Source organism: Streptomyces sp. NPDC002446 (genome assembly GCF_053595675.1).
On the sequence record NZ_JBSFYC010000107.1, the window covers coordinates 1 to 18572 of the forward strand.

14 protein-coding genes are annotated in these 18572 nt (G+C 72.9%); 10 read left to right on the forward strand and 4 right to left on the reverse strand.

Going from position 1 to position 18572, the window contains the following annotated elements; translation table 11 throughout:
- The first annotated feature begins 301 nt into the window (after positions 1-301).
- A complete protein-coding gene (hmgA, locus tag ACWD6P_RS34495) occupies positions 302-1627 on the forward strand; it encodes a homogentisate 1,2-dioxygenase (RefSeq protein WP_451448154.1) in 1326 nt (441 codons plus the stop codon).
- Positions 1628-1643: 16 nt separating this feature from the next.
- A complete protein-coding gene (locus ACWD6P_RS34500) occupies positions 1644-2393 on the forward strand; it encodes a GntR family transcriptional regulator (protein ID WP_451448155.1) in 750 nt (249 codons plus the stop codon).
- Positions 2394-2411: 18 nt separating this feature from the next.
- Here ACWD6P_RS34500 and ACWD6P_RS34505 read toward each other — a convergent pair whose 3' ends face one another.
- The gene (locus tag ACWD6P_RS34505; protein WP_451448156.1) at positions 2412-3803 is read right to left on the reverse strand and encodes an MFS transporter; all 1392 of its coding nucleotides are present in this window, start codon (positions 3801-3803) and stop codon (positions 2412-2414) included.
- A gap of 238 nt (positions 3804-4041) precedes the next feature.
- On the opposite strand from ACWD6P_RS34505, the gene ACWD6P_RS34510 reads away from it, so the two are divergent.
- Positions 4042-5301 (forward strand): type ISP restriction/modification enzyme, encoded by a 1260-nt coding sequence (locus ACWD6P_RS34510; protein ID WP_451448157.1) that lies wholly within the window; start codon positions 4042-4044, stop codon positions 5299-5301.
- Positions 5302-5416: 115 nt separating this feature from the next.
- Here ACWD6P_RS34510 and ACWD6P_RS34515 read toward each other — a convergent pair whose 3' ends face one another.
- Together ACWD6P_RS34515 and ACWD6P_RS34520 are read right to left on the reverse strand one after the other, a co-directional pair.
- Positions 5417-5680 carry a hypothetical protein gene (locus tag ACWD6P_RS34515; protein ID WP_451448158.1) on the reverse strand — a complete coding sequence of 88 codons (264 nt, stop codon included), beginning with the start codon at positions 5678-5680 and terminating at the stop codon, positions 5417-5419.
- A 270-nt stretch (positions 5681-5950) separates the two neighbouring features.
- A complete protein-coding gene (locus ACWD6P_RS34520; RefSeq protein WP_451448159.1) occupies positions 5951-6757 on the reverse strand; it encodes an SGNH/GDSL hydrolase family protein in 807 nt (268 codons plus the stop codon).
- Positions 6758-7075: 318 nt separating this feature from the next.
- On the opposite strand from ACWD6P_RS34520, the gene ACWD6P_RS34525 reads away from it, so the two are divergent.
- The 7 genes from ACWD6P_RS34525 (at position 7076) to ACWD6P_RS34555 (ending at position 16738) form a co-directional block, all read left to right on the forward strand.
- On the forward strand, positions 7076-8314 hold the full coding sequence (locus ACWD6P_RS34525) for a S8 family peptidase (RefSeq protein WP_451448160.1): 1239 nt from the start codon (positions 7076-7078) through the stop codon (positions 8312-8314).
- A 223-nt stretch (positions 8315-8537) separates the two neighbouring features.
- The gene (locus ACWD6P_RS34530; RefSeq protein ID WP_451448161.1) at positions 8538-8960 is read left to right on the forward strand and encodes a hypothetical protein; all 423 of its coding nucleotides are present in this window, start codon (positions 8538-8540) and stop codon (positions 8958-8960) included.
- A 1-nt stretch (position 8961) separates the two neighbouring features.
- On the forward strand, positions 8962-10056 hold the full coding sequence (locus tag ACWD6P_RS34535) for a GNAT family N-acetyltransferase (protein WP_451448162.1): 1095 nt from the start codon (positions 8962-8964) through the stop codon (positions 10054-10056).
- 477 nt (positions 10057-10533) lie between these two features.
- Entirely contained in the window at positions 10534-11349 is an 816-nt protein-coding gene (locus ACWD6P_RS34540; RefSeq protein WP_451448163.1) for a glycosyltransferase family 2 protein, read from the forward strand.
- Positions 11346-12434 (forward strand): glycosyltransferase family 2 protein, encoded by a 1089-nt coding sequence (locus tag ACWD6P_RS34545; RefSeq protein ID WP_451448164.1) that lies wholly within the window; start codon positions 11346-11348, stop codon positions 12432-12434. Before ACWD6P_RS34540 ends, ACWD6P_RS34545 begins: the two co-directional genes overlap by 4 nt.
- On the forward strand, positions 12431-13234 hold the full coding sequence (locus tag ACWD6P_RS34550; protein WP_451448165.1) for a polysaccharide deacetylase family protein: 804 nt from the start codon (positions 12431-12433) through the stop codon (positions 13232-13234). The genes ACWD6P_RS34545 and ACWD6P_RS34550 overlap by 4 nt, the downstream gene beginning before the upstream one ends.
- A 51-nt stretch (positions 13235-13285) precedes the next feature.
- Positions 13286-16738 carry a lipopolysaccharide biosynthesis protein gene (locus ACWD6P_RS34555; RefSeq protein ID WP_451448166.1) on the forward strand — a complete coding sequence of 1151 codons (3453 nt, stop codon included), beginning with the start codon at positions 13286-13288 and terminating at the stop codon, positions 16736-16738.
- Here the strand turns inward: ACWD6P_RS34555 and ACWD6P_RS34560 are convergent, their stop codons facing one another.
- A complete protein-coding gene (locus tag ACWD6P_RS34560) occupies positions 16739-18088 on the reverse strand; it encodes a xylan 1,4-beta-xylosidase (protein ID WP_451448167.1) in 1350 nt (449 codons plus the stop codon).
- Between the last annotated feature and the right edge of the window lie 484 nt (positions 18089-18572).

The window sequence follows — 18572 nt, forward strand, 5'->3', positions numbered from 1 at the left end:
GGGTGTCCGGACGTAAAGCGAAGCAGTCCGGACACCCTGCCCCGGAGGCCCGTCACCGGCAGCCGAACAGCCCCGCGCAGCGGCAACGCCCGCCGCAGGCGCAACGGCGAGAAAGCCAACAACGTCGGCCAAGGCAAAGCGCAGCGGAAGGGCAACGGCGAACAACCCCCACGGCGGGCCAGCCGAAAACGTGGGGCCCAGGCAAAGCGCAGCGGACGGGCAGCGGAAGGGCATCCGTTGACGACCCGCCCCGGCAATCCTAAGGTCTTGCATAGGATTCCTTGAGCGGCGGGAGCGCGCGATGGCAGGCACGGGCAACGAGCAGGCGAGGAAGACGGCCGAGGGGCTGGCGTACCACACCGGCTTCGGCAACGAGCACAGCTCGGAGGCCGTGCCGGGCGCGCTGCCGGTGGGCCGCAACTCCCCCCAGCGGGCCCCGCTGGGCCTGTACGCCGAGCAGCTCAGCGGGTCGGCGTTCACCGAACCGCGCGACCACAACCACCGCTCCTGGCTCTACCGCATCCGCCCGTCGGCCGCCCACCCGCCGTTCGTCCGCGCCGGACAGCGCGCCCTCGGGTCGGCGCCGTTCACCGACTGCGTCCCCGACCCCAACCGGCTGCGCTGGAATCCGCTGCCCGCCCCCGAGGGCCCGACGGACTTCCTCGACGGCCTGTGGACGCTGGGCGGCAACGGCGACGCGACCCAGCGCAGCGGTATGGCCGTGCACCTCTACCACGCCAACACCTCCATGGAACGGCGGGTGTTCGGCGACTCGGACGGCGAGCTGCTGATCGTGCCGGAGCGGGGCGGACTGCTGCTGCGCACCGAACTCGGCCTGCTGCGGGCCGAACCGGGCGAGGTGGCGCTGATCCCGCGCGGCGTACGCTTCCGCGTCGAGCTGCTGGACACCAGCGCGCGGGGCTATGTCTGCGAGAACTACGGCCGCCCCTTCCAGCTCCCCGACCTCGGCCCGATCGGCGCCAACGGCCTGGCCAACGCACGGGACTTCCGCGCGCCGGTCGCCGCCTACGAGGACGTCGAGGGCCCCGTCGAGGTCGTCAACAAGTTCTGCGGCAGCCTCTGGACGGCGACCTACGACCACTCGCCCCTGGACGTCGTCGCCTGGCACGGCAACCACGTCCCGTACGTCTACGACCTGCGCCGCTTCAATGTCATCGGAAGCATCAGCTACGACCACCCCGATCCGTCGATCTTCACGGTGCTGACCTCGCCCTCCGACACCCCGGGGCTGGCGGGCGTGGACTTCGTGGTGTTCGCGCCGCGCTGGCTGGTCGGCGAGGACACCTTCCGGCCGCCGTACTTCCACCGCAATGTGATGACCGAGTACATGGGGCTGATCGAGGGCGCGTACGACGCGAAGGCGGAGGGCTTTGTACCGGGTGGCGGGTCGCTGCACAACATGATGTCGGCGCACGGGCCCGACCGGGAGACCTTCGACCGGGCGAGCGCCGCCGAGCTGGCGCCGCAGAAGATCGACGACGGGCTGGCCTTCATGTTCGAGACCCGCTGGCCGCTGACGCTCACCGCCCAGGCCCGGGACGCCGGCCATCTGCAGCGCGGCTACGACGACGTGTGGCAGGGTCTCCAGCGCCACTTCCGCCTGTGACACCCGGGGAACGCTCGTGACCACCTTCGCTCCCGACTCGCTCGACCTGAACCGCAAGCTGCCGCTGTGGTACCAGGTCTCGCAGTCGCTGCGCGCCTCCATACTCGGCCGCTCCCCCGAGGCACCACTGCGGCTGCCCACCGAGGACGCGCTCGCCGCGCACTACGGCGTGAGCGTGCTGACCATGCGCCAGGCCCTCAAGGAGCTGGAGGCGGAGGGCCTGATCAGCCGGCACCGGCGCCGCGGCACGTTCATCGAGCCGAGTGCCCAGCGCGGGGCGCCGGTGCGGCTGCTGGGCTCGGTGGACGCGATCGTGGCCCAGCAGTCCGGTATGAGCACCGAGCTGCTGGAGCACGGCCCGACGCCGGTTCCGCCCGAACTGTCCGAGTATTTCCCGGAGTTGCCCGAGGTGGCCGGATTTCATCGGCTGCGCTGCGATGAGGAGACGGGCGAGCCGACCAACCACGCACGCAACTACGTGCGGCCCGATGTCGCCGACCGGATCGATCCGGCGGACCTCGTACGCCGGCCGATGACCAAGGTGCTGCGGGACACGGTGGGGGTGCGCATCAGCCGGATCACCGACACCGTCGAGGCGACGCTGGCGGACCCGGAGACCGCCCGCCTCCTCCGGGTCCCGCTGCTCAGCCCGATCCTGCACTACACGGGGGTCACCTACGACGAGGACGGCCGCGCGGTCGACGTCGCCCGCATCCACTACCGCGGCGACCGCTTCTCCTTCACGGTCACGCTGGACGCGCACTGATCCGGCGGCGGCTTTGGGTCAGATGCGCTCCAGGCTCCGCCCCGTAGTGCGCGGCCCGAGCAGCGCCACGTCCAGGCACAGCAGGACCATCAGCCCGGCGGAGCCGGCGAACACCGCGGCCGCACCGAGGTCGGTCAACACGCCGATCGCGACGAACGGCAGCACGACGGAGGTGAGCCGGGAGAGCGAGTAGGCGATGCCGATCGCGCTGCTGCGCAGGCCGGTCGGGAAGATCTCGGTCTGGTAGACGTGGAAGGCGTTGGAGAAGACGTTGCTGCACACCGTCAGGGCGAAGCCGAAGGCGACGATGGCCCAGGTGGCGGTGGCGAAGCCGAAGGCCAGGCCGCAGGCGGCGATGCCGAGCGCGGCGGCGATGATCAGGGTGCGGCGCTCGATCCGGTCGATGAGCGGGATGGACAGCGCGGAGCCGATCGGATAGCCGCAGAAGCTCAGCGCGGCGTACAGCAGCGACTCGGTGACGGTGTGCCCCTTCGCGGTGAGCACCACCGGAGCCAGCGATCCGAAGCCGTAGTAGCCGACGGTCTGCAGCACCTGGAAGATCCACCACATCACGGTCCGGCGCCGGTGGTCGCCCCGGAACATCTCGCCCAGCGGCACCCGCCGCTCGGGGACGGTCTCCGCCTCCGGTACGGACGGCAGACTGCCGCCGGTCTCCCGTGCCACCCGCTCCTCGATGCCGCTCACGATCCGCTCGGCCTCCTCGCCGCGGCCGTGGACCATCAGCCACCGTGGCGACTCCGGCAGCCGGCGCCGCATCAGCTGGATGAACGCGGCCCCGAGCGCGCCGGCGACCAGCAGCCAGCGCCAGCCCTCGAAGCCCAGCGGCTGGTGCGCGGCCACCAGCCGTGCGCCGAGCAGGGCCGCGGCCGGGACGCCGACGAAGCCCAGGGTGTACGCCCAGGCGATATAGCGGCCGCGCACCGCCCGGGGCAGGAACTCCGCGAGATAGGTGTCCACCAGCACCAGTTCGGCGCCGAGCCCGAGACCGGACAGGAAGCGCAGGGCCAGCAGCCACCGCAGGTCCGGGGCGAAGGCGCACCCCAGCGAGAAGAGCGCGTAGGCGCCCAGGTTGACCAGGAACATCCGGCGCCGCCCCAGCCGGTCGGCGAGCACCGACAGCACGTTCGCGCCGACGAACATGCCGAGGAACCCGGCCGCGATCACCGAGGACTTGGCGGTGGGCCCGAGGTCCCACTGCTCGGCGAGGACCGCGGCCAGCACCCCGCCGAGGAAGATCTCATAGAGGTCGAAGAAGGCGCCGATGCCGACGAGGAGGGTGGTCCGGCGGTGCCAGCGGGACGGCGGCAGCCGGTCCAGGCGGGCGCCGACCCGGTGGCCGATGGGGGTCCCCCCGCGCCGTTCAGGCGTGGGGGAGGTGGTGTCCGTCACGAGGCGGTCCTCCCCTGAGCAGGTCCCGGCGCGGTGCGGGTCCCCCGCGCCGTTCAGGCGTGACGGGAGCGAGGTCCGCACCGTTGTCGGGCGTACGGCCAGGACCGTACTCCTTCAAGATCAGCAAGCGGAAGACCGCCTCGGGCGGAGGGAGGGGGCCGGCCCGCGCGTTCGGCACGGCCGCGGGGCCCGTGGATACCATGCCGGGGTCAACCGAACGGTCCGGGAGGGGCTCCGCGTGACGGCGAAGCAGGACGCGCCACGGCTGTCCGATCTCATGCCGTGGTCCGTGCCGCCGCTGCGGCTCGGCCGTTCCTGGGTGCGGGCGCCGGATCCGGCCACCCTGCGCTCCCGGTGGGCGGCGCTGGTGGCCGCCGAGGACGCGGCGGCCCGCGAGCGGCTGTTCCGGCCGTCGCGCGCCCGTACGCTGCACTCCGCCGTCGGTCAGCTGCCGGGCCAGAAGGCGGCGACCGGACGGCTGTACCGGGCGAGCGGACCGTGCCCCGAGCCGGTGCGGATCCTGCACGGCGCGTTCGACCAGCAGTGGCTGCTGCCCGACCAGCGGCTGATCGACGCGGCCCGGCCGGAGCTGTGGCGGGTGGCGGACGAACGGCAGCTGTTCGCGGTGGAGTTGGGGCCCCATCCGCAGGTGCCGGGCCCCGCGGTGGTGTGCTCGGCGCTGCTGCCCGACGGGCGCTCGCCGGCCGGCCGCCCCGGGCGGATCCTCCCGCTCTACCGGAGGCCCGGCGGACAGGAGCCCAATCTGCCGCCGGGCCTGCTCGCGCTGCTCGGCCGCCGGCTGGACCGTACGGTGCGCCCGGCGCACCTGCTGGCCTGGACGGTCGCGAGCGCCCGCCACTCCCCCGAGGGCACCACGGTGCCGCTGACCGCGGACCCGGAGGTCTGGGAGCGCGGAGTCGCGCTCGGCGAGCGGCTGATGTGGCTGTGCACGCGGGGCGCGTACGCACCCGGTGGCGGCCCGCCCGGCTCCGGCGAGCGGCCGCGGATGCCCGGCGGCCGCCGCCCGTATGTGCGCTGCGCGCTCCCCGCCCGCGGGCTGCCGCGGACCCTCGGATACGACCCGGCGGAGGAGGCGCTGCTGCTCGGCAGCGGCCGGATCTCGCCGGTGCCGAGGGGAGCGTGGGAGTTCCACGCGGGCGGCGTACGCGTCCTGGAGGCGTGGTTCGCCGAGCGCTCCGGCGCGGCCGCGGACGGGGCGGAGCCGCCCGAGGCCGGTTCGCTGGCCGCGCTGCGCCCCGCCGACTGGCGCCAGGAGTGGACCTCGGAGCTGCTGGAGCTGGTCACCGTACTGGCCCTGCTGGCCGAACTGGAGCCGCAGCGCGCCGAGTTGGACCGTCTGACGGCACAGGGGGCGCAGCTGGCGGCGGGGGAGCTTCGGGCGGCCAGGGTGCTGCCCGCACCGGTCGCGGCCCGCCGTCCGGCGTCCGTCCTCGACCACCACGAGGAGGGCCCGGAGGGGCAGTTCGCCCTCTTGTGAGGGCCGCGGCGCCGCGGCCACGAAAAAACCACCCGTCACGAAGTGACGGGTGGTGCCGGACGGACCGGTCGGGCGGGGGCGGGCCGGCCGCCCGGAATGCCGCTGGTGAAGCGGTTTAGCCGTGCCCCCCGAACAGCGAGCGCCGCAGCCTGCGCAGCGGCGCGAAAAGCGACACCCTGGCGCCGCGGCCGTTCCTCGTACGCGAGTGATCACGCGCGGTGAGCTCCTGCATCAGCGAGGTCGCGCCCTCCGCCTCGCGCTGCGGGATGGCGGGTCCACCCAGCACCGCGAGATGGCGGTCGAGACGCGCGCTGGACGCACTGCTCCCGCAATTGATGGCAGGGACTCGCGCCCTGCTACGCACTGTTATCTGTTCCATGAATCTCCCCACCCTTACGAGGGCACCCGGCCCGGGCAGGGTAACCCTATCTCTCTTGGAGGACACGCGTGCAGACCGGTCAACGGATTCACCTGCCTCGCCTTGACGTTGACGCACACCATACGGAATGTCACGGACGAGGCGCGTACCAGGGCGAGTTGAGCGACCGTCGGACACCGGCGGGGGCGCACGGAGCGTCTGACGGGGCGCCGGATGCGCGGGGAGAGACCGGGATCTCACGGCCTCTCCCGACGCCCGGTGTGCGGACCGTCACGCAGCGGAGGCGAACACCGGCTGGTAGCCGCCGGACTGGCCGGCGGAGGTGGGGTGGTAGGACTCTTCGATGGGATAGGTGACGCTGCGCAACCAGGCGCTGCCGGAGCACAGCTCGTGGCCGGCGAAGGTCGTATTGACATCGGCGAAGGTGAAGCCGTGGTCGGCGGCGCGTTTGGCGGTGACGCCGTTGATGGCGTCGGCGGCGGCGTTGATGGCGGCACGGGACTTCTCGGAGAGCCCCGCGACGCAGCTGCCGCCGAGTTTGTAGAAGCGCGGATAGCCCAGGACCACCACATGCGCGTTCGGGGCCTTCTGGCCGATCGCGGCGTACACGGTGTCGAGCTTCCCGGGCAGGGTGTTGTCGACATAGGTCCTGGCCTGGGCGACGCGGGCCAGGCAGGCGCGCTCGCCCTGGAGCGCACAGGTCGTCATGGTGTCGGCGAATCCGGCGTCGTTGCCGCCGACGGTGATGCTCACCAGGCCGGTGGAGGCGTTGAGCGGAGCGAGCTGACCGTTCACCACATCACCCGTTCGGGCTCCGGAACAGGCGGTGAAGGAGAACGACGAGGGGGCGTGCGCGGCGCTCCAGAGGGCCGGGTAGGCCTTGGTGCTGCGCTTGCAGGAGCCGCTGGAACTGTCGTAGCTGCCGGCGCCGACGCCCGAGGAGTACGAGTCGCCGAGTGCCACATAGCCGGTTGCGGTGGGGAGTTGGGCGGACGCGGCGGCGCTCGCGCCGGTGAGCGCGAGCGCCGTGGTGACGAAGAAGGCCGACGTCAGTGCCGCGGATCGGGACAGTCTCATGGAACCTCCCTTAGCAGGGTCTCTGCCACCTCCGTCGTAGCAAGACTCGCGGATAGCCGGAAGTGTCCATGCCAAAAGTCACTCTGCAGTTCACGGCAAATCTGCCGATTCGGGCGGATGTTCACTGCCATGTCATTGCTTCGCCATGACGTGCATATGACATCCCGACAGAAGCCTTGCCGCGCACATCCGGTGACCGCGAATCTCATTGCCGGGCGGCCACCGGACTTCCCCCGCCGCCCCAGGTGCGTACGACCCCGTACGCAACCCCCCGCGCGCGCAGCACGGCGCGCCACCGATGAGGAGGACTCCCTCGCGATGGCAGTGATGCGTTCCACCACGTCCCGTACCACCCCGCGGCGTTCGACCACGCTGCGGATCGCCACGGCGCTCACCGCGACCACCGTGGCAGCCGCCCTCGGCGCCCTCGCCTTCCCCGCCCATGCGGCGCCCGCCGAGGGCACCGTCGTGGGAGCCGGCGCACCGGACGCGGTCCACGGCAGCTACCTCGTCACGCTGAAGCGCTCGGCCGGCCTCAAGGCCGCCTCGGCGGACGGCAGAAGCCTGATATCCGAGTACGGCGGAACGGTGCGGCGGACCTACACCGCCGCACTCAACGGCTACGCCGCCACGCTCTCCGCGCAGGCGGCCAGACGGCTGGCCGCCGACCCGGCGGTCGACACGGTCTTCCAGGACCGCACCGTGCACGCCCTGGGCACCCAGACCAACCCGCCGTCCTGGGGCCTGGACCGGATCGACCAGGCCAAGCTGCCGCTCGACAAGAAGTACAGCTACCCGGACAGCGCCGGGGCCGGAGCCACCGTCTACGTCATCGACACCGGCGTCCGCGTCTCCCACCAGGACTTCGGCGGGCGGGCGGTGAACGGCTACGACGCCATCGACAACGACGACGTCGCGCAGGACGGCAACGGCCACGGCACCCATGTCGCGGCGAACGCGGCGGGCACGGCGTACGGCGTCGCCAAGAAGGCGAAGATCGTGGCGGTGCGGGTGCTGAACAACTCCGGCTCGGGCACCACCGCCCAGGTCGTCGCGGGCATCGACTGGGTCACCAAGAACCACAGCGGCCCGTCGGTGGCCAACGTGTCGCTGGGCGGCGGCCCGGACGCGGCCCTGGACACCGCCGTGAAGAACTCCATCAAGAGCGGGGTGACGTACGCCGTCGCCGCCGGCAACTCCGGGGACAACGCCCAGAACTACTCCCCCGCCCGCGTCGCGGAGGCCCTCACGGTCGGCGCGACCACCTCCACCGACGCCCGCTCGTCCTTCTCCAACTACGGCTCGCGGGTCGACATCTTCGCGCCGGGCAGCTCCATCACCAGCGCCTGGAACACCGGCGACTCGGCCACCAACACCATCTCCGGCACCTCGATGGCCACCCCGCACGTGACCGGTGCGGCGGCGGTGTATCTCGCCGGGCACCCGACGGCCACCCCGGCCCAGGTCGCCACGGCCCTGACGAACGGCGCCACCTCCGGGGCGGTGACCAACCCGGGCAGCGGCTCGCCCAACAAGCTGCTGAGGATCGTCCCGTGACGGCGATGTGACACGACGTCATACCGGGAGGGGCCCCGGGCGGCAGTGTGCCGTCCGGGGCCCCGCCCGCGGGTCCGGGGGCGGGCGGGCGGCAGTCCCCGGTGGTGCCCGTCCCCCTGTCCGGTTGCGTAGGTTTCCGGCCTTCTTCGTGCCTTGACGGTGCTCTGGCCGTTGCGCGACATTGAGGCCCGGCATCCGGCGGTCACGGGGGGCGATGCTGCCCATGCACACCAACACCATCGACGGCAAGAGCGCGTACGAGACGCCGCCCGACGAGCGGCCGGCGGGCGCCACCGTCTCGCTGATCGCGGGGGTGGCGGTCGGCATCGGCGCGGTGGGGGCCGTACTGGCGCTCGCCGACATCGGCTCGCCGCTGCGCGCGCCGTTCACCTTCTTCTTCCTCCTGATGGCGCCCGCCGCCGCGATCGCCGTGGCGCTCGGCCGGATCGATCCGCTCGGCCGCGCGGTGGCCGCCGGGGCCGGTGCGCTCGCCGTCGATCTGCTGGTGGCGCAGGCCATGCTCGCGCTGCATCTGTGGTCGGTGCGCGGTGGGGTGGTCGCGGTGACGGCGCTCAGCGGCGCGGCGCTGCTGTGGAGCGGGCTACGGGCCCGGGGCGGCCGTAGGCGCGGACGCCGGGCGGACTGAGATGGATCTCGCGGTGTACCGCCCCGGCCGGCTGACCGGGGCCGACCGCAGCGCCTGGACGGAGCTGCAGTCCCGGGCCCGGTCCCTGGGGGCGCCACAGCAGGCGAACCCCTTCCTGTCCCCCGAGTTCGCGCTGGCCGTGGGCCGGTGCCGCGGCGGGGTGCGGATCGCCGTGGTGCACCAGGACGGCCGCCCGGCCGCTTTCCTGCCCTTCCAGCGCTCGGCGCTCGGTGTGGGGCGGGCGATCGGGCTGGGCGTCTCCGACGCGCAGGGGCTGGTGCACCGGCCCGGGTTCCGCTGGGACGCCCAGGAGCTGCTGCGGGCCTGCGGACTGTCGGTGCTGGAGTTCGACCACCTGGTGGCGGGCCAGTGCGCCTTCGAGGCGCCCTCGTTCGGCCGCTACGCCTCGCCGGTCATCGATGTGGACCGGGGCTTCGAGGCCTATCTGGCAACGCTGCGGGCCCGGTCGCCGAAGTTCACCCGGACCACCCTGGCCAAGGAGCGCCGGCTCGGCCGGGGTCTCGGGCCGGTGCGCTACGTCCACGACGAGCGCGACCCGGCGGCGCTGCGCACGCTCATGCGCTGGAAGTCCGCCCAGTACCGCAGGACCGGGCGCAGCGACCGCTTCGCACAGCCCTGGATCGTCCATCTCGTGCAGCAGCTGTTCCACAGCCGCACGGATTCCTTCGCGGGCCTGCTGTCGGTGCTCTACGCCGGCGAGCGGCCGGTCGCGGCGCACTTCGGGCTGCGCTCGCCGTCCGTCCTCGCCTGCTGGTTCCCGGCCTACGACCCGCAGTTCGCGAAGTTCTCGCCCGGACTGGTGCTGCATCTGCGGATGGCGCAGGCGGCGGCCGCGGAATCGGTGGCGTACCTCGATCTGGGGCGCGGTGCGAAGGACTACAAGGACTCCCTCAAGACCCGTGAACTGCTGGTGTCCGAGGGGTGGGTGATGCGGCCCCATCCCGTCGCGCTGGGGCATCGGGTGCGCCGCGCGCCGGTGCGTGCGCTGCGCAATGCGGTGCTCGCCAGGCCGGAGCTGTTCGAACCGGCGGACCGCCTGCTCAAACGGGTGGGCCGGATCCGTTCCGGGCGCTGAGGACCGGTGCGCGCAGGCCCTCCGTGCCCGGGTTCTCCGCCGGATGCGAGACCGCGCGAGAGGGCGTGCGCCGGTGCAGAAATACTGGCGTACATCAGTACGTACCGGCCAATTGCGCCAAAGGGTATTTGGCGTGGAACGCCTTGCCTTAAAGTCCCATTCAGCAAAACCGACGCACATCCACCCGCATCGGACGGTCATCGCAAGACGGCTCCAGGGGAGGGCTCGGCGACACGATGAAGTGCCCGGTGCGGTGCGCGGTTGGGGGGGTCCCGTGCGCTCGGTCCTCGCTTGCCGATCACGGCTTGCCGAGGACCGGAGCACGAGCCGCGCGTCCGGAAACACGCATGCCAGCTCGCCCTGCCCGCACGGCGCACCCGTCGTGCGGAGCGGGGTGCGAACCCCCCTTTCGCCCCGGATGACCAGCACGGACCGCCCGGGGGTGGGCGGTCCACCGGACGAGAGGGAAGTCAACCCATGAGCTCGTTCCTTCGCCCGGCCGACGCGGAAGAAACGCCGCTGACGCTGCTGCCGGACCAGTCCGTCTACCGTCCCGTCTCCTCACATCTGGCCATCGCGCCGCCCGTCAGCGTCGTCATTCCGGCGATGAACGAGGCGGAAAACCTCCCGTACGTCTTCAAGACCCTGCCGGACTGGATCCACGAAGTGGTCCTGGTGGACGGGAACTCCACCGATGACACGGTCCGGGTCGCCCGCGAACTGCGGCCGGACGTCACCGTCGTACGGCAGCGCGGCAAGGGCAAGGGCGATGCGCTGATCAGCGGCTTCGCGGCCTGCACCGGCGAGATCATCGTGATGGTCGACGCGGACGGATCGGCCGACGGCGGCGAAATCGTCAGCTATGTCTCGGCGTTGGTGTCCGGTGCCGACTTCGCCAAGGGCTCACGGTTCGCCAACGGCGGCGGCACGGACGACATGACCCCGGTGCGCAAGCTCGGCAACCGGGTGCTGACCGCCGTCGTCAACGCCAAGTTCGGCGCCCGCTACACCGATCTGTGCTATGGCTACAACGCCTTCTGGCGGCGCTGCCTGGACCACATCGCCCTGGACTGCGCGGGGTTCGAGGTCGAGACGCTGATGAACATCCGGGTGGTCAAGGCCGGCCTGCGGGTGCAGGAGATCCCCAGCCACGAGTACAACCGCATCCACGGCGTCAGCAATCTCAGAGCGGTGCGCGACGGGCTGCGGGTGCTGAGGGTGATCCTCCGCGAGCGGGGCACCCGGCGGAGGCGGGTCGTGCGGCCTGCGCTGATCACGGGGGACGCGCTGTGAACCCACCGAGACCGGCGGTCGGGCCGGCGCTGCGGATCTCCGTCGTCGTCTGCGTCCACACCGAGGACCGGTGGGACGACATCCTGGCCGCGGTGGCGTCCGTGGGCGCGCAGTCCCATCCCGCGCACGAGCTGCTGCTGGTGGTGGACCACCACCAGCGGCTGCTCGACCGCCTGGAGGAGCACTTCAAGGGCGCCCACGCGGGCGCGAACACGCCGGGTGCGCCGCCGACTCCACTGCGGATCATGGCCAATTCGGGCCCCCGCGGGCTGTCCGCGGGGCGCAACACCGGCATCGCCGCGGCCGACGGCGAGGTCATCGCCTTCCTCGACGACGACGCGGTGGCCGAGCGGGACTGGCTGCGCCACTTCGCCGCGGCGTATGCGGACCCGGCGGTGATGGCGGTCGGCGGGCGCACCGAACCGGCCTGGGAGTGCGGGCGCCGGCCGGTGTGGTTCCCCGAGGAGTTCGACTGGGTGGTGGGCTGTACGTACCGCGGTCTGCCGCCGGGGAAGGTGCGGGTGCGCAATGTGCTGGGCGGCAACGCGTCCTTCCGCAGGGTGGCGTTCGACCTCGTCGGCGGGTTCGCGACCGGGATCGGCCGGGACGGTGACCGGCGGCCGCTGGGCTGCGAGGAGACCGAGCTGTGCATCCGGATCTCGCGGCTGATGCCGGAGGCGGTGCTGCTGATCGACGACCGGTCGGTCATCCACCACCGGGTGCCGGCCGCGCGGCAGCGGTTCGGCTACTTCCGCAGCCGGGCCTACGCCGAGGGGCTGTCCAAGGCGCTGGTGGCGCGGAGCGTCGGCGCGCGGGACGGGCTGGCGGCCGAGCGGCGCCATACCGCCCGGGTGCTGCCCGCCGGGGTGCTGCGCGGGGTACGGGACGCGCTGCTGGGCCGGCCCGGCGGGGCCGGCCGGGCGGGCGCCATCGTGGCCGGCACGGCGGCCGCGGCGGGCGGCTACGCGTGGGGCGCCCTGCGGGCACGCTGGAAGGGAACGTCCTTCCCCGGTACCGGAGCCGGCGGTCCCGGGGACGAGGGAACGCGCGCGGGGGCCGCGGCGCACGAAGGAGCGGCGGCATGAGCGGCCGCCCGTCCCCGGTGCCGATATTGATGTACCACGCGGTGACCGCGGCCCCGGCCCCCGCCGTACGGCAGCTGTCGGTGACCCCCGCCGCGTTCGAGGAGCAGCTGGCGGTGCTGGCCGCCGGCGGCTTCACCCCGCTGACGGCCGCCGCGCTCGCGGCGGCCTGGCGGGGCGGCGGCCCGCTGCCGGACAGACCGGTGCTGATCACCTTCGACGACGGCTACGAAGGCGTGTACCGGCACGCGCTGCCGGCCCTGGCCCGGCACGGCTTCGCGGCCACCCTCTTCGTCGCCACGGGCTGGCTGCGCGGCTCGTACGACACCGGGGGCGCGCTGGACACCATGCTCGACTGGGACCAGGTGCGGAAGCTGGCCGGGGCCGGGGTGGAGATCGGCGGGCACAGCCACCGCCATCCCCATCTGGACGACCTCGACGACGAGCGCCTGCGGCACGAGGTGCTGCGCTGCAAGGAGATCATCGCCGATGAGACCGGGGTGCCGCCGGAGTCCTTCGCGTATCCCTACGGCCACTCCAGCCGGCGGGTACGGCGGACCGTGCGCGGGGTGGGCTTCAGCCAGGCCCTCGCGGTGGGCAATACACTCGCGGCCCGCCGTCAGGGACCGTATGCGCTGACGCGGCTGACGGTGCGGCGCGATACGGGCACCGAGGAGTTCGCCCGGCTCGTCGAGGGCCGCGGGCTGCTCCGCTCCTTCGCCGGGGACCGGGTGCTCACCAAGGGGTACGCGGTCGTCCGCAGAACACGACAGGCGGTCCGGCTGTGCACGCCGGGCCGCTGACGCCGAGCCCGCCGCGGCACCCCCGCAGCGGAGGAAAGGGCAGCTGAGCCGGTGTCCGACACGACCACCAAGGCCGAGGAGCGCACAGCGCCGGAGCCACCGCGGCCGGCCGGGCGGGGCGGTGGCAGTCCGCTGTTCCGCAACGCCTATGCGCTGATGCTCAACACCGGTGTCTCCGGACTGCTGGGCCTGGGCTTCTGGCTGGTCGCGGCCCGCTACTACACAGAGTCCGCGGTCGGCCAGGGCTCGGCGGCGATCGCCGCGATGAAGCTGCTGGCGGGGCTGATGGCGCTCACCCTGACCGGTGCGCTGGCCCGCTTCATCCCGGTCGCCGGCCGCACCACGCGCCGGCTGGTACTGCGGACGTACGCGGGCAGTTCGGCCGTGGTGGCCGTCGCCGCGGCCGCCTTCCTGCTCACCCTCGACCTGTGGGGACCCTCCTACCGCTTTCTGCACGGCCCCCTGGGCGGCCTCGGCTTCGTCCTGGCCGTGGTCGCCTGGTCGCTGCTCACCCTCCAGGACGGGGTGCTGACCGGGCTGCGCAGCGCGCTGTGGGTGCCGGCCGGCAATCTCGCCTTCTCCACGGTGAAGCTGGGCCTGCTGGTGGTGTGCGCCGTCGCGATCCCCACCGCCGGGGTCTTCGTCTCCTGGGTCGCGGCGATCGCGGTCTCGGTGGTCCCGCTGGGCTGGCTGGTGTTCCGGCGGCTGATCCCCCGGCACGTACGGATGACCGAGCGCACCGCCCGGCCGCCGTCGCTGCGGGAGATGGGCCGCTTCCTGGCCGGCGACTGCACCGGATCGCTGTTCTCGCTCGCCGTGGTCTACCTCGTTCCGGTCCTGGTGGCCTCTCAGGTCAGCGCCGCGGACAACGCGTACTTCTACATCGCGACCACCATCGGCGGCACGGTCAATCTGCTCGCCCTCAACATGGGCGCCTCGCTGACCGTCGAGGGCGCGCACGATCCGGCGCGGCTCGCCCACAACACCCGGGCCGCGCTGCGGCGGATGGCCCGCATCATGCTCCCCGTCTGCCTCACGCTGTTCGTCCTCGCGCCCTGGCTCCTCGGGATCTTCGGGTCCGGTTACGCGCAGGCGGCGACGCCGCTGCTGCGCTGGTTCGCGGTGGGCGCCGTGCTGCGGGTCGTGATGGAGGTGCACTTCGCGGTGCTGCGCGCCCAGAACCGGACGGCCGGACTGGCCGCGCTGCAGGGGCTGCTGTGTGTGCTGGTGCTCGGGCTGACGCTGGTGCTGCTGCCGCGGCTGGGGCTGACCGGGGCCGGGATCGCCGAGATCTCCAGCCTGGCGGTGATCGTCGCGATCGCGCGCGTACGGCTGCGCCGGGTGCTGCGCGGGGAGGTGGTGACCGCACCGCTGACCCGGGCCCCCGCCTACGGCAGCGCTCCCGACGGCGACCTGGCGGACCTGGCGTTCCACGGGGACCTGGGGGACGGCCCCAGGACGTACGAAGAGGCCGACGGAGCGGGAACGCCGGCGCCGCGACCGCGCCACCGCGGGCGGGCCGGCCACGTGGCGGCCTGGGCCCTGCTGGCCACCGCGCTCGCCCTGTTCTGGCTGCCGCTGCGCGGCATGGGCGACTCGGACCTGGACCGGATGACCGGGCTCGGTCTGCTCTCGGTACTGCCTGCGGCGACGCTGGCCGGCGTCGTCCTGCTGGTCGGGGCGTACGCCTGGGCGCTGTGGCTGCCCGGTCCGCGCCGCACCCTGCTCTTGGCCGTGCTGCTGCTGACGGTGGCGGCCCTGCACGCGCTGCCGGCCGTCCTGGAGACCGAACCGCGGTTCCCCACGGCCTGGCAGCACCTCGGCTTCCTCGACCACCTCGACCGGACCGGCACCGCGGTACCCGACCTGGACGCCCGCTGGAGCTGGCCGGGCTTCTTCGCCGGGGTGCAGTTCCTCGCCGGGGCGTGCGGGGTCACCGACTTCACCGAGGTCCTGCGCTGGTGGCCGCTCACCATCCAACTCCTGTATCTGGCACCGGTGTTCCTCCTGCTGAAGGCGGTACGGGCGAGCTGGCGGGCGAAGTGGTGCGCGGCCTGGCTGTTCGCGCTGTGCGGCTGGGTCGGCCAGGACTACTTCTCCCCCCAGGGGTTCACCTACCTCCTCTACCTCGCGTTCGCGGCGATCCTGCTGGTGTGGTTCCGGCCGGCACAGCGCCAGGCGGGGGCCGGGCGGCGGCCGGGCGAGGCGGAGCCGCACCCGGCGGGCCGCGCCCAGCTGGCGGTGCTGCTCGGCACGCTGATCGCGCTGTTCGCGGCATCGGTGGCGGCCCACCAGCTCACCCCGTTCGTGATGCTCGGCGTGCTGACCGTGCTGGTCCTGGCCCGGCGCTCCGCCCTGCGCGGACTGCCGCTGCTGCTGGGCGTGCTGGTGGCGGCATGGGTGGGGTTCCTGGCCGAGCCGTACTGGTCGGGCCACTTCGACGAGCTGTTCGGCGGGCTCGGGGGCATCGGCGGCAATGTCTCCTCCTCGGTGACGGACCGGATCGGGGGCGGCGACCCCACCCACAAGCTGGTGCTGTACGCCCGGGTGGCGCTGGCGGGCGGGGTACTGGCACTCGCCTGCTGGGGCGTGCTGCGGCGGCGGGCGGCCGGCCTCACCGAACGCTCGCTGCTGACCTTGACCTTCGTCCCCTTCCTCGCCTTCGGAATGCAGTCGTACGGCGGCGAGATGGGGCTGCGGGTCTTCCTGTTCGCGCTGCCCGGCGCCTGTGTGCTGGCGGCGCTGGCGCTGTTCCCGCGCCCCGCGGGCACCCGGCGCGGGCTGGGGCCGGCCGCCGCCCTGCTGACGGGCCTGCTGCTGGCCGCCGGATTCCTGGTCGCCCGCTGGGGCAATGAGCCCTTCGAGCGGATCCGGCCGGGCGAGGTCGCGGCGATGGACTACGTCTATGCGCACGACCGGCCCACGGTGCGGCTGCTGTGGCTGAGCGACGACCCCGTCAACAGCGTCACCCCGGCGATGCCCTGGGGCGCCAGGGACATGGAGCGGGTGCAGTACGCACCGACCCCGGCGCCGCGCGACCCGTCCCGGGCCGGTCCGCTGATCAGCGCCCTCCGGGACGCCGGGCCGCAGTCGTATCTGATCGTCAACCACGGCCAGTCGGAGTCGCTGCGGCTGGACTCGGGCTATCCGGCAGGCTGGGAACGGCGGCTGCGGACCGCGCTGGACCGGCGCCCCGAACTCCGGCGGGTGCTGTCCAACGAGCACGCCGCGGTGTACGAGCTGACCCGGCGGCCGGCCGGCGAGGCCGCACCGCCCCGGCCCGGCCCGGCCGGCCCGAAGGTGACCTGGACGCCGTGGTCGGTGTTCGGCGCGCTGTCGCTGCTCGCGCTGGTCGTGGTGCTGGCGGCCCGCGAGATGCTCCGCGTCGCGGCGGCGCCGGGCGTGCGCCAACTGCAGTGGATGCAGGGGCTGTTCTGGTTCGCGATGCCGTTGCTGCTGGTGTTCCTGGCGTCGCTGGTGCAGCGGTTTTCGACGCTGTCGTGATCAGGAGCGGTCGATCCACCGCACCTCGTACCCGCCCAGGGTGAGCTCCCGCCCGTCCGCCGTCACCGTGCGGCGGCGGTCCGCGGTGTTCACCAGCAGCGCCGTACGGTCGTCGGCCAGCCCCCGGACCGCCGGATCGCCGGTACCGAGCTCCCGCGGCCGGGCCGTGGGCGGGAAGGCACCGGAGAACCGCGACAGCAGCTCCATCATCGGCAACTGCTCTCCCCCGTCGTCCCGTTCGGTGCTCGTCCACAGACAGCCCGGGCACGCCCCGTCCTCGCGCTCCGGGTTCCAGTAGAACCCGCTGGTGGCACCGCCCGCCGCCATCTCGATCAGCGCGGTCGCGTGTGCGGCGACCCGCCGCCGCTCGCTCCAGGCGGCCCGGTCGCCGTCGTCCGCGATCTCGACGTACCACTCCGCCCACCACAACGGCAGCCGGGTCTGCTCGCGCAGCCACCGCCCCACGTCGGCGAACTTCCGGGCGGCGGTGAACGGGCCCGGGGCGAACCGGTCGTCCTTGCTGTAGCTGGAGCCGTCGACGACCACGAAGTCCGCACCGGCCTTGTGCCGGTTCCAGTAGGCGAAGGCGTCGAGCGTCCGCCGGTCGATGCTGCCCCACGGCCCCTTGAGGTCGGACGCGTAGGTGTCGTCCCCCGGCACATAGCTGTCCATCACCAGATAGGGCCCGCCCACCTGATTGCGCGCGTCGGCCTTCTTCAGCTCCTGGTGGACGAGGTTGTACAGCCGGGTGTAACCCTCGTAGTCCCAGCGCCCCTTCGCATCGTCGAAGAACCCCTTGAACTCGTTCCAGACGACGAAGTGGCGGATGTCCGGGTAGCGGCGGGCGATCTTCCCGGCGAGGGCCGCGAAGTCCGCGTAGTGCTCCGGGACGGGGGCCTTCTCCAGGGCGTCCCAGTCGGTGTCACCGGCCGCGCCGCCCTTCATCCAGTCCGGCGAGCAGCACAGGGTCAGTACGGGCGTGCCGCCGGTGCGCCGGATCAGCGCGACCCGGCGGTCCAGGTCGGCGAAGTCATAGCGGCCCGGGCTCGGTTCGGGGTTCTGGGCGCCCCAGCCCATGATGTGCTGGTTCTGCGGCATCGGATGCGCGGACAGCAGCCGGGAAACCCGTTCCCTGGCCTGCTCGTTGCCCTGGTCCGCGCTGAACTGGGTATGGGTGAACCCCCACCCCACGACCGGCCCCGCGACCCGCGACGGCCCCCGCCCCTTGGCATCCCGGCCCCGCCGCTCCCCCGGACCGCTCCACAGGACCAGCGTCACCAACGCCAGCGCGACCACCCCGGCCACGAGCACAACGACAGTTCTCTGACGTTCAGTACCATGACGTCGCACATAGGGATATTACCGTCTTCCCATGTATTTTTCTGGCCGTTTCGCTGCGCTTCCGCTGCGCTTGGCTGCCCGCGTTTTCGGCTGTCCCGCCGTGGGGGTTGGTCGCCGTTGCGCCTGCGGCGGGCTGTTGCCGCTGCGCGGGGCGTTTTCGGCTGCGGGTGCGGCCCTCCAGACTCCGTCCTACGGCCCGCCCCCTCCCGTGGGTGGGTGGGAAGGATCCTTCTGCCGTCGTCGATGCTGCCGGACCCTCGCCGTCGTGGCTGATCACCGTTGCGGCAGGAGGGGGGCTGCGGTCTCGCGTGCCGTGGTGGTAGGGGTGGGGCCCATAACCGGGGGCGAAGCCTCCGGGCCCCGACCGACGACCCGTCGATGACCACCAAGGCGCGCCCCCACGAGGTTTCTCCCACCCCACCCACGGGAGGGGGCGGGCCGGAGGGGCAGGGTGTCCGGACGTAAAGCGAAGCGGACGGGCGCCTGCGGGCCG

Excerpts from the sequence above, each read along its gene's own strand:
- hmgA (WP_451448154.1), top strand. The coding sequence starts at position 302 with ATGGCAGGCACGGGCAACGAGCAGGCGAGGAAGACGGCCGAGGGGCTG.
- ACWD6P_RS34515 (WP_451448158.1), bottom strand. The coding sequence starts at position 5,680 with ATGGAACAGATAACAGTGCGTAGCAGGGCGCGAGTCCCTGCCATCAAT.
- ACWD6P_RS34520 (WP_451448159.1), bottom strand. The coding sequence starts at position 6,757 with ATGAGACTGTCCCGATCCGCGGCACTGACGTCGGCCTTCTTCGTCACC.
- ACWD6P_RS34525 (WP_451448160.1), top strand. The coding sequence starts at position 7,076 with ATGGCAGTGATGCGTTCCACCACGTCCCGTACCACCCCGCGGCGTTCG.
- ACWD6P_RS34530 (WP_451448161.1), top strand. The coding sequence starts at position 8,538 with ATGCACACCAACACCATCGACGGCAAGAGCGCGTACGAGACGCCGCCC.
- ACWD6P_RS34535 (WP_451448162.1), top strand. The coding sequence starts at position 8,962 with ATGGATCTCGCGGTGTACCGCCCCGGCCGGCTGACCGGGGCCGACCGC.
- ACWD6P_RS34540 (WP_451448163.1), top strand. The coding sequence starts at position 10,534 with ATGAGCTCGTTCCTTCGCCCGGCCGACGCGGAAGAAACGCCGCTGACG.
- ACWD6P_RS34550 (WP_451448165.1), top strand. The coding sequence starts at position 12,431 with ATGAGCGGCCGCCCGTCCCCGGTGCCGATATTGATGTACCACGCGGTG.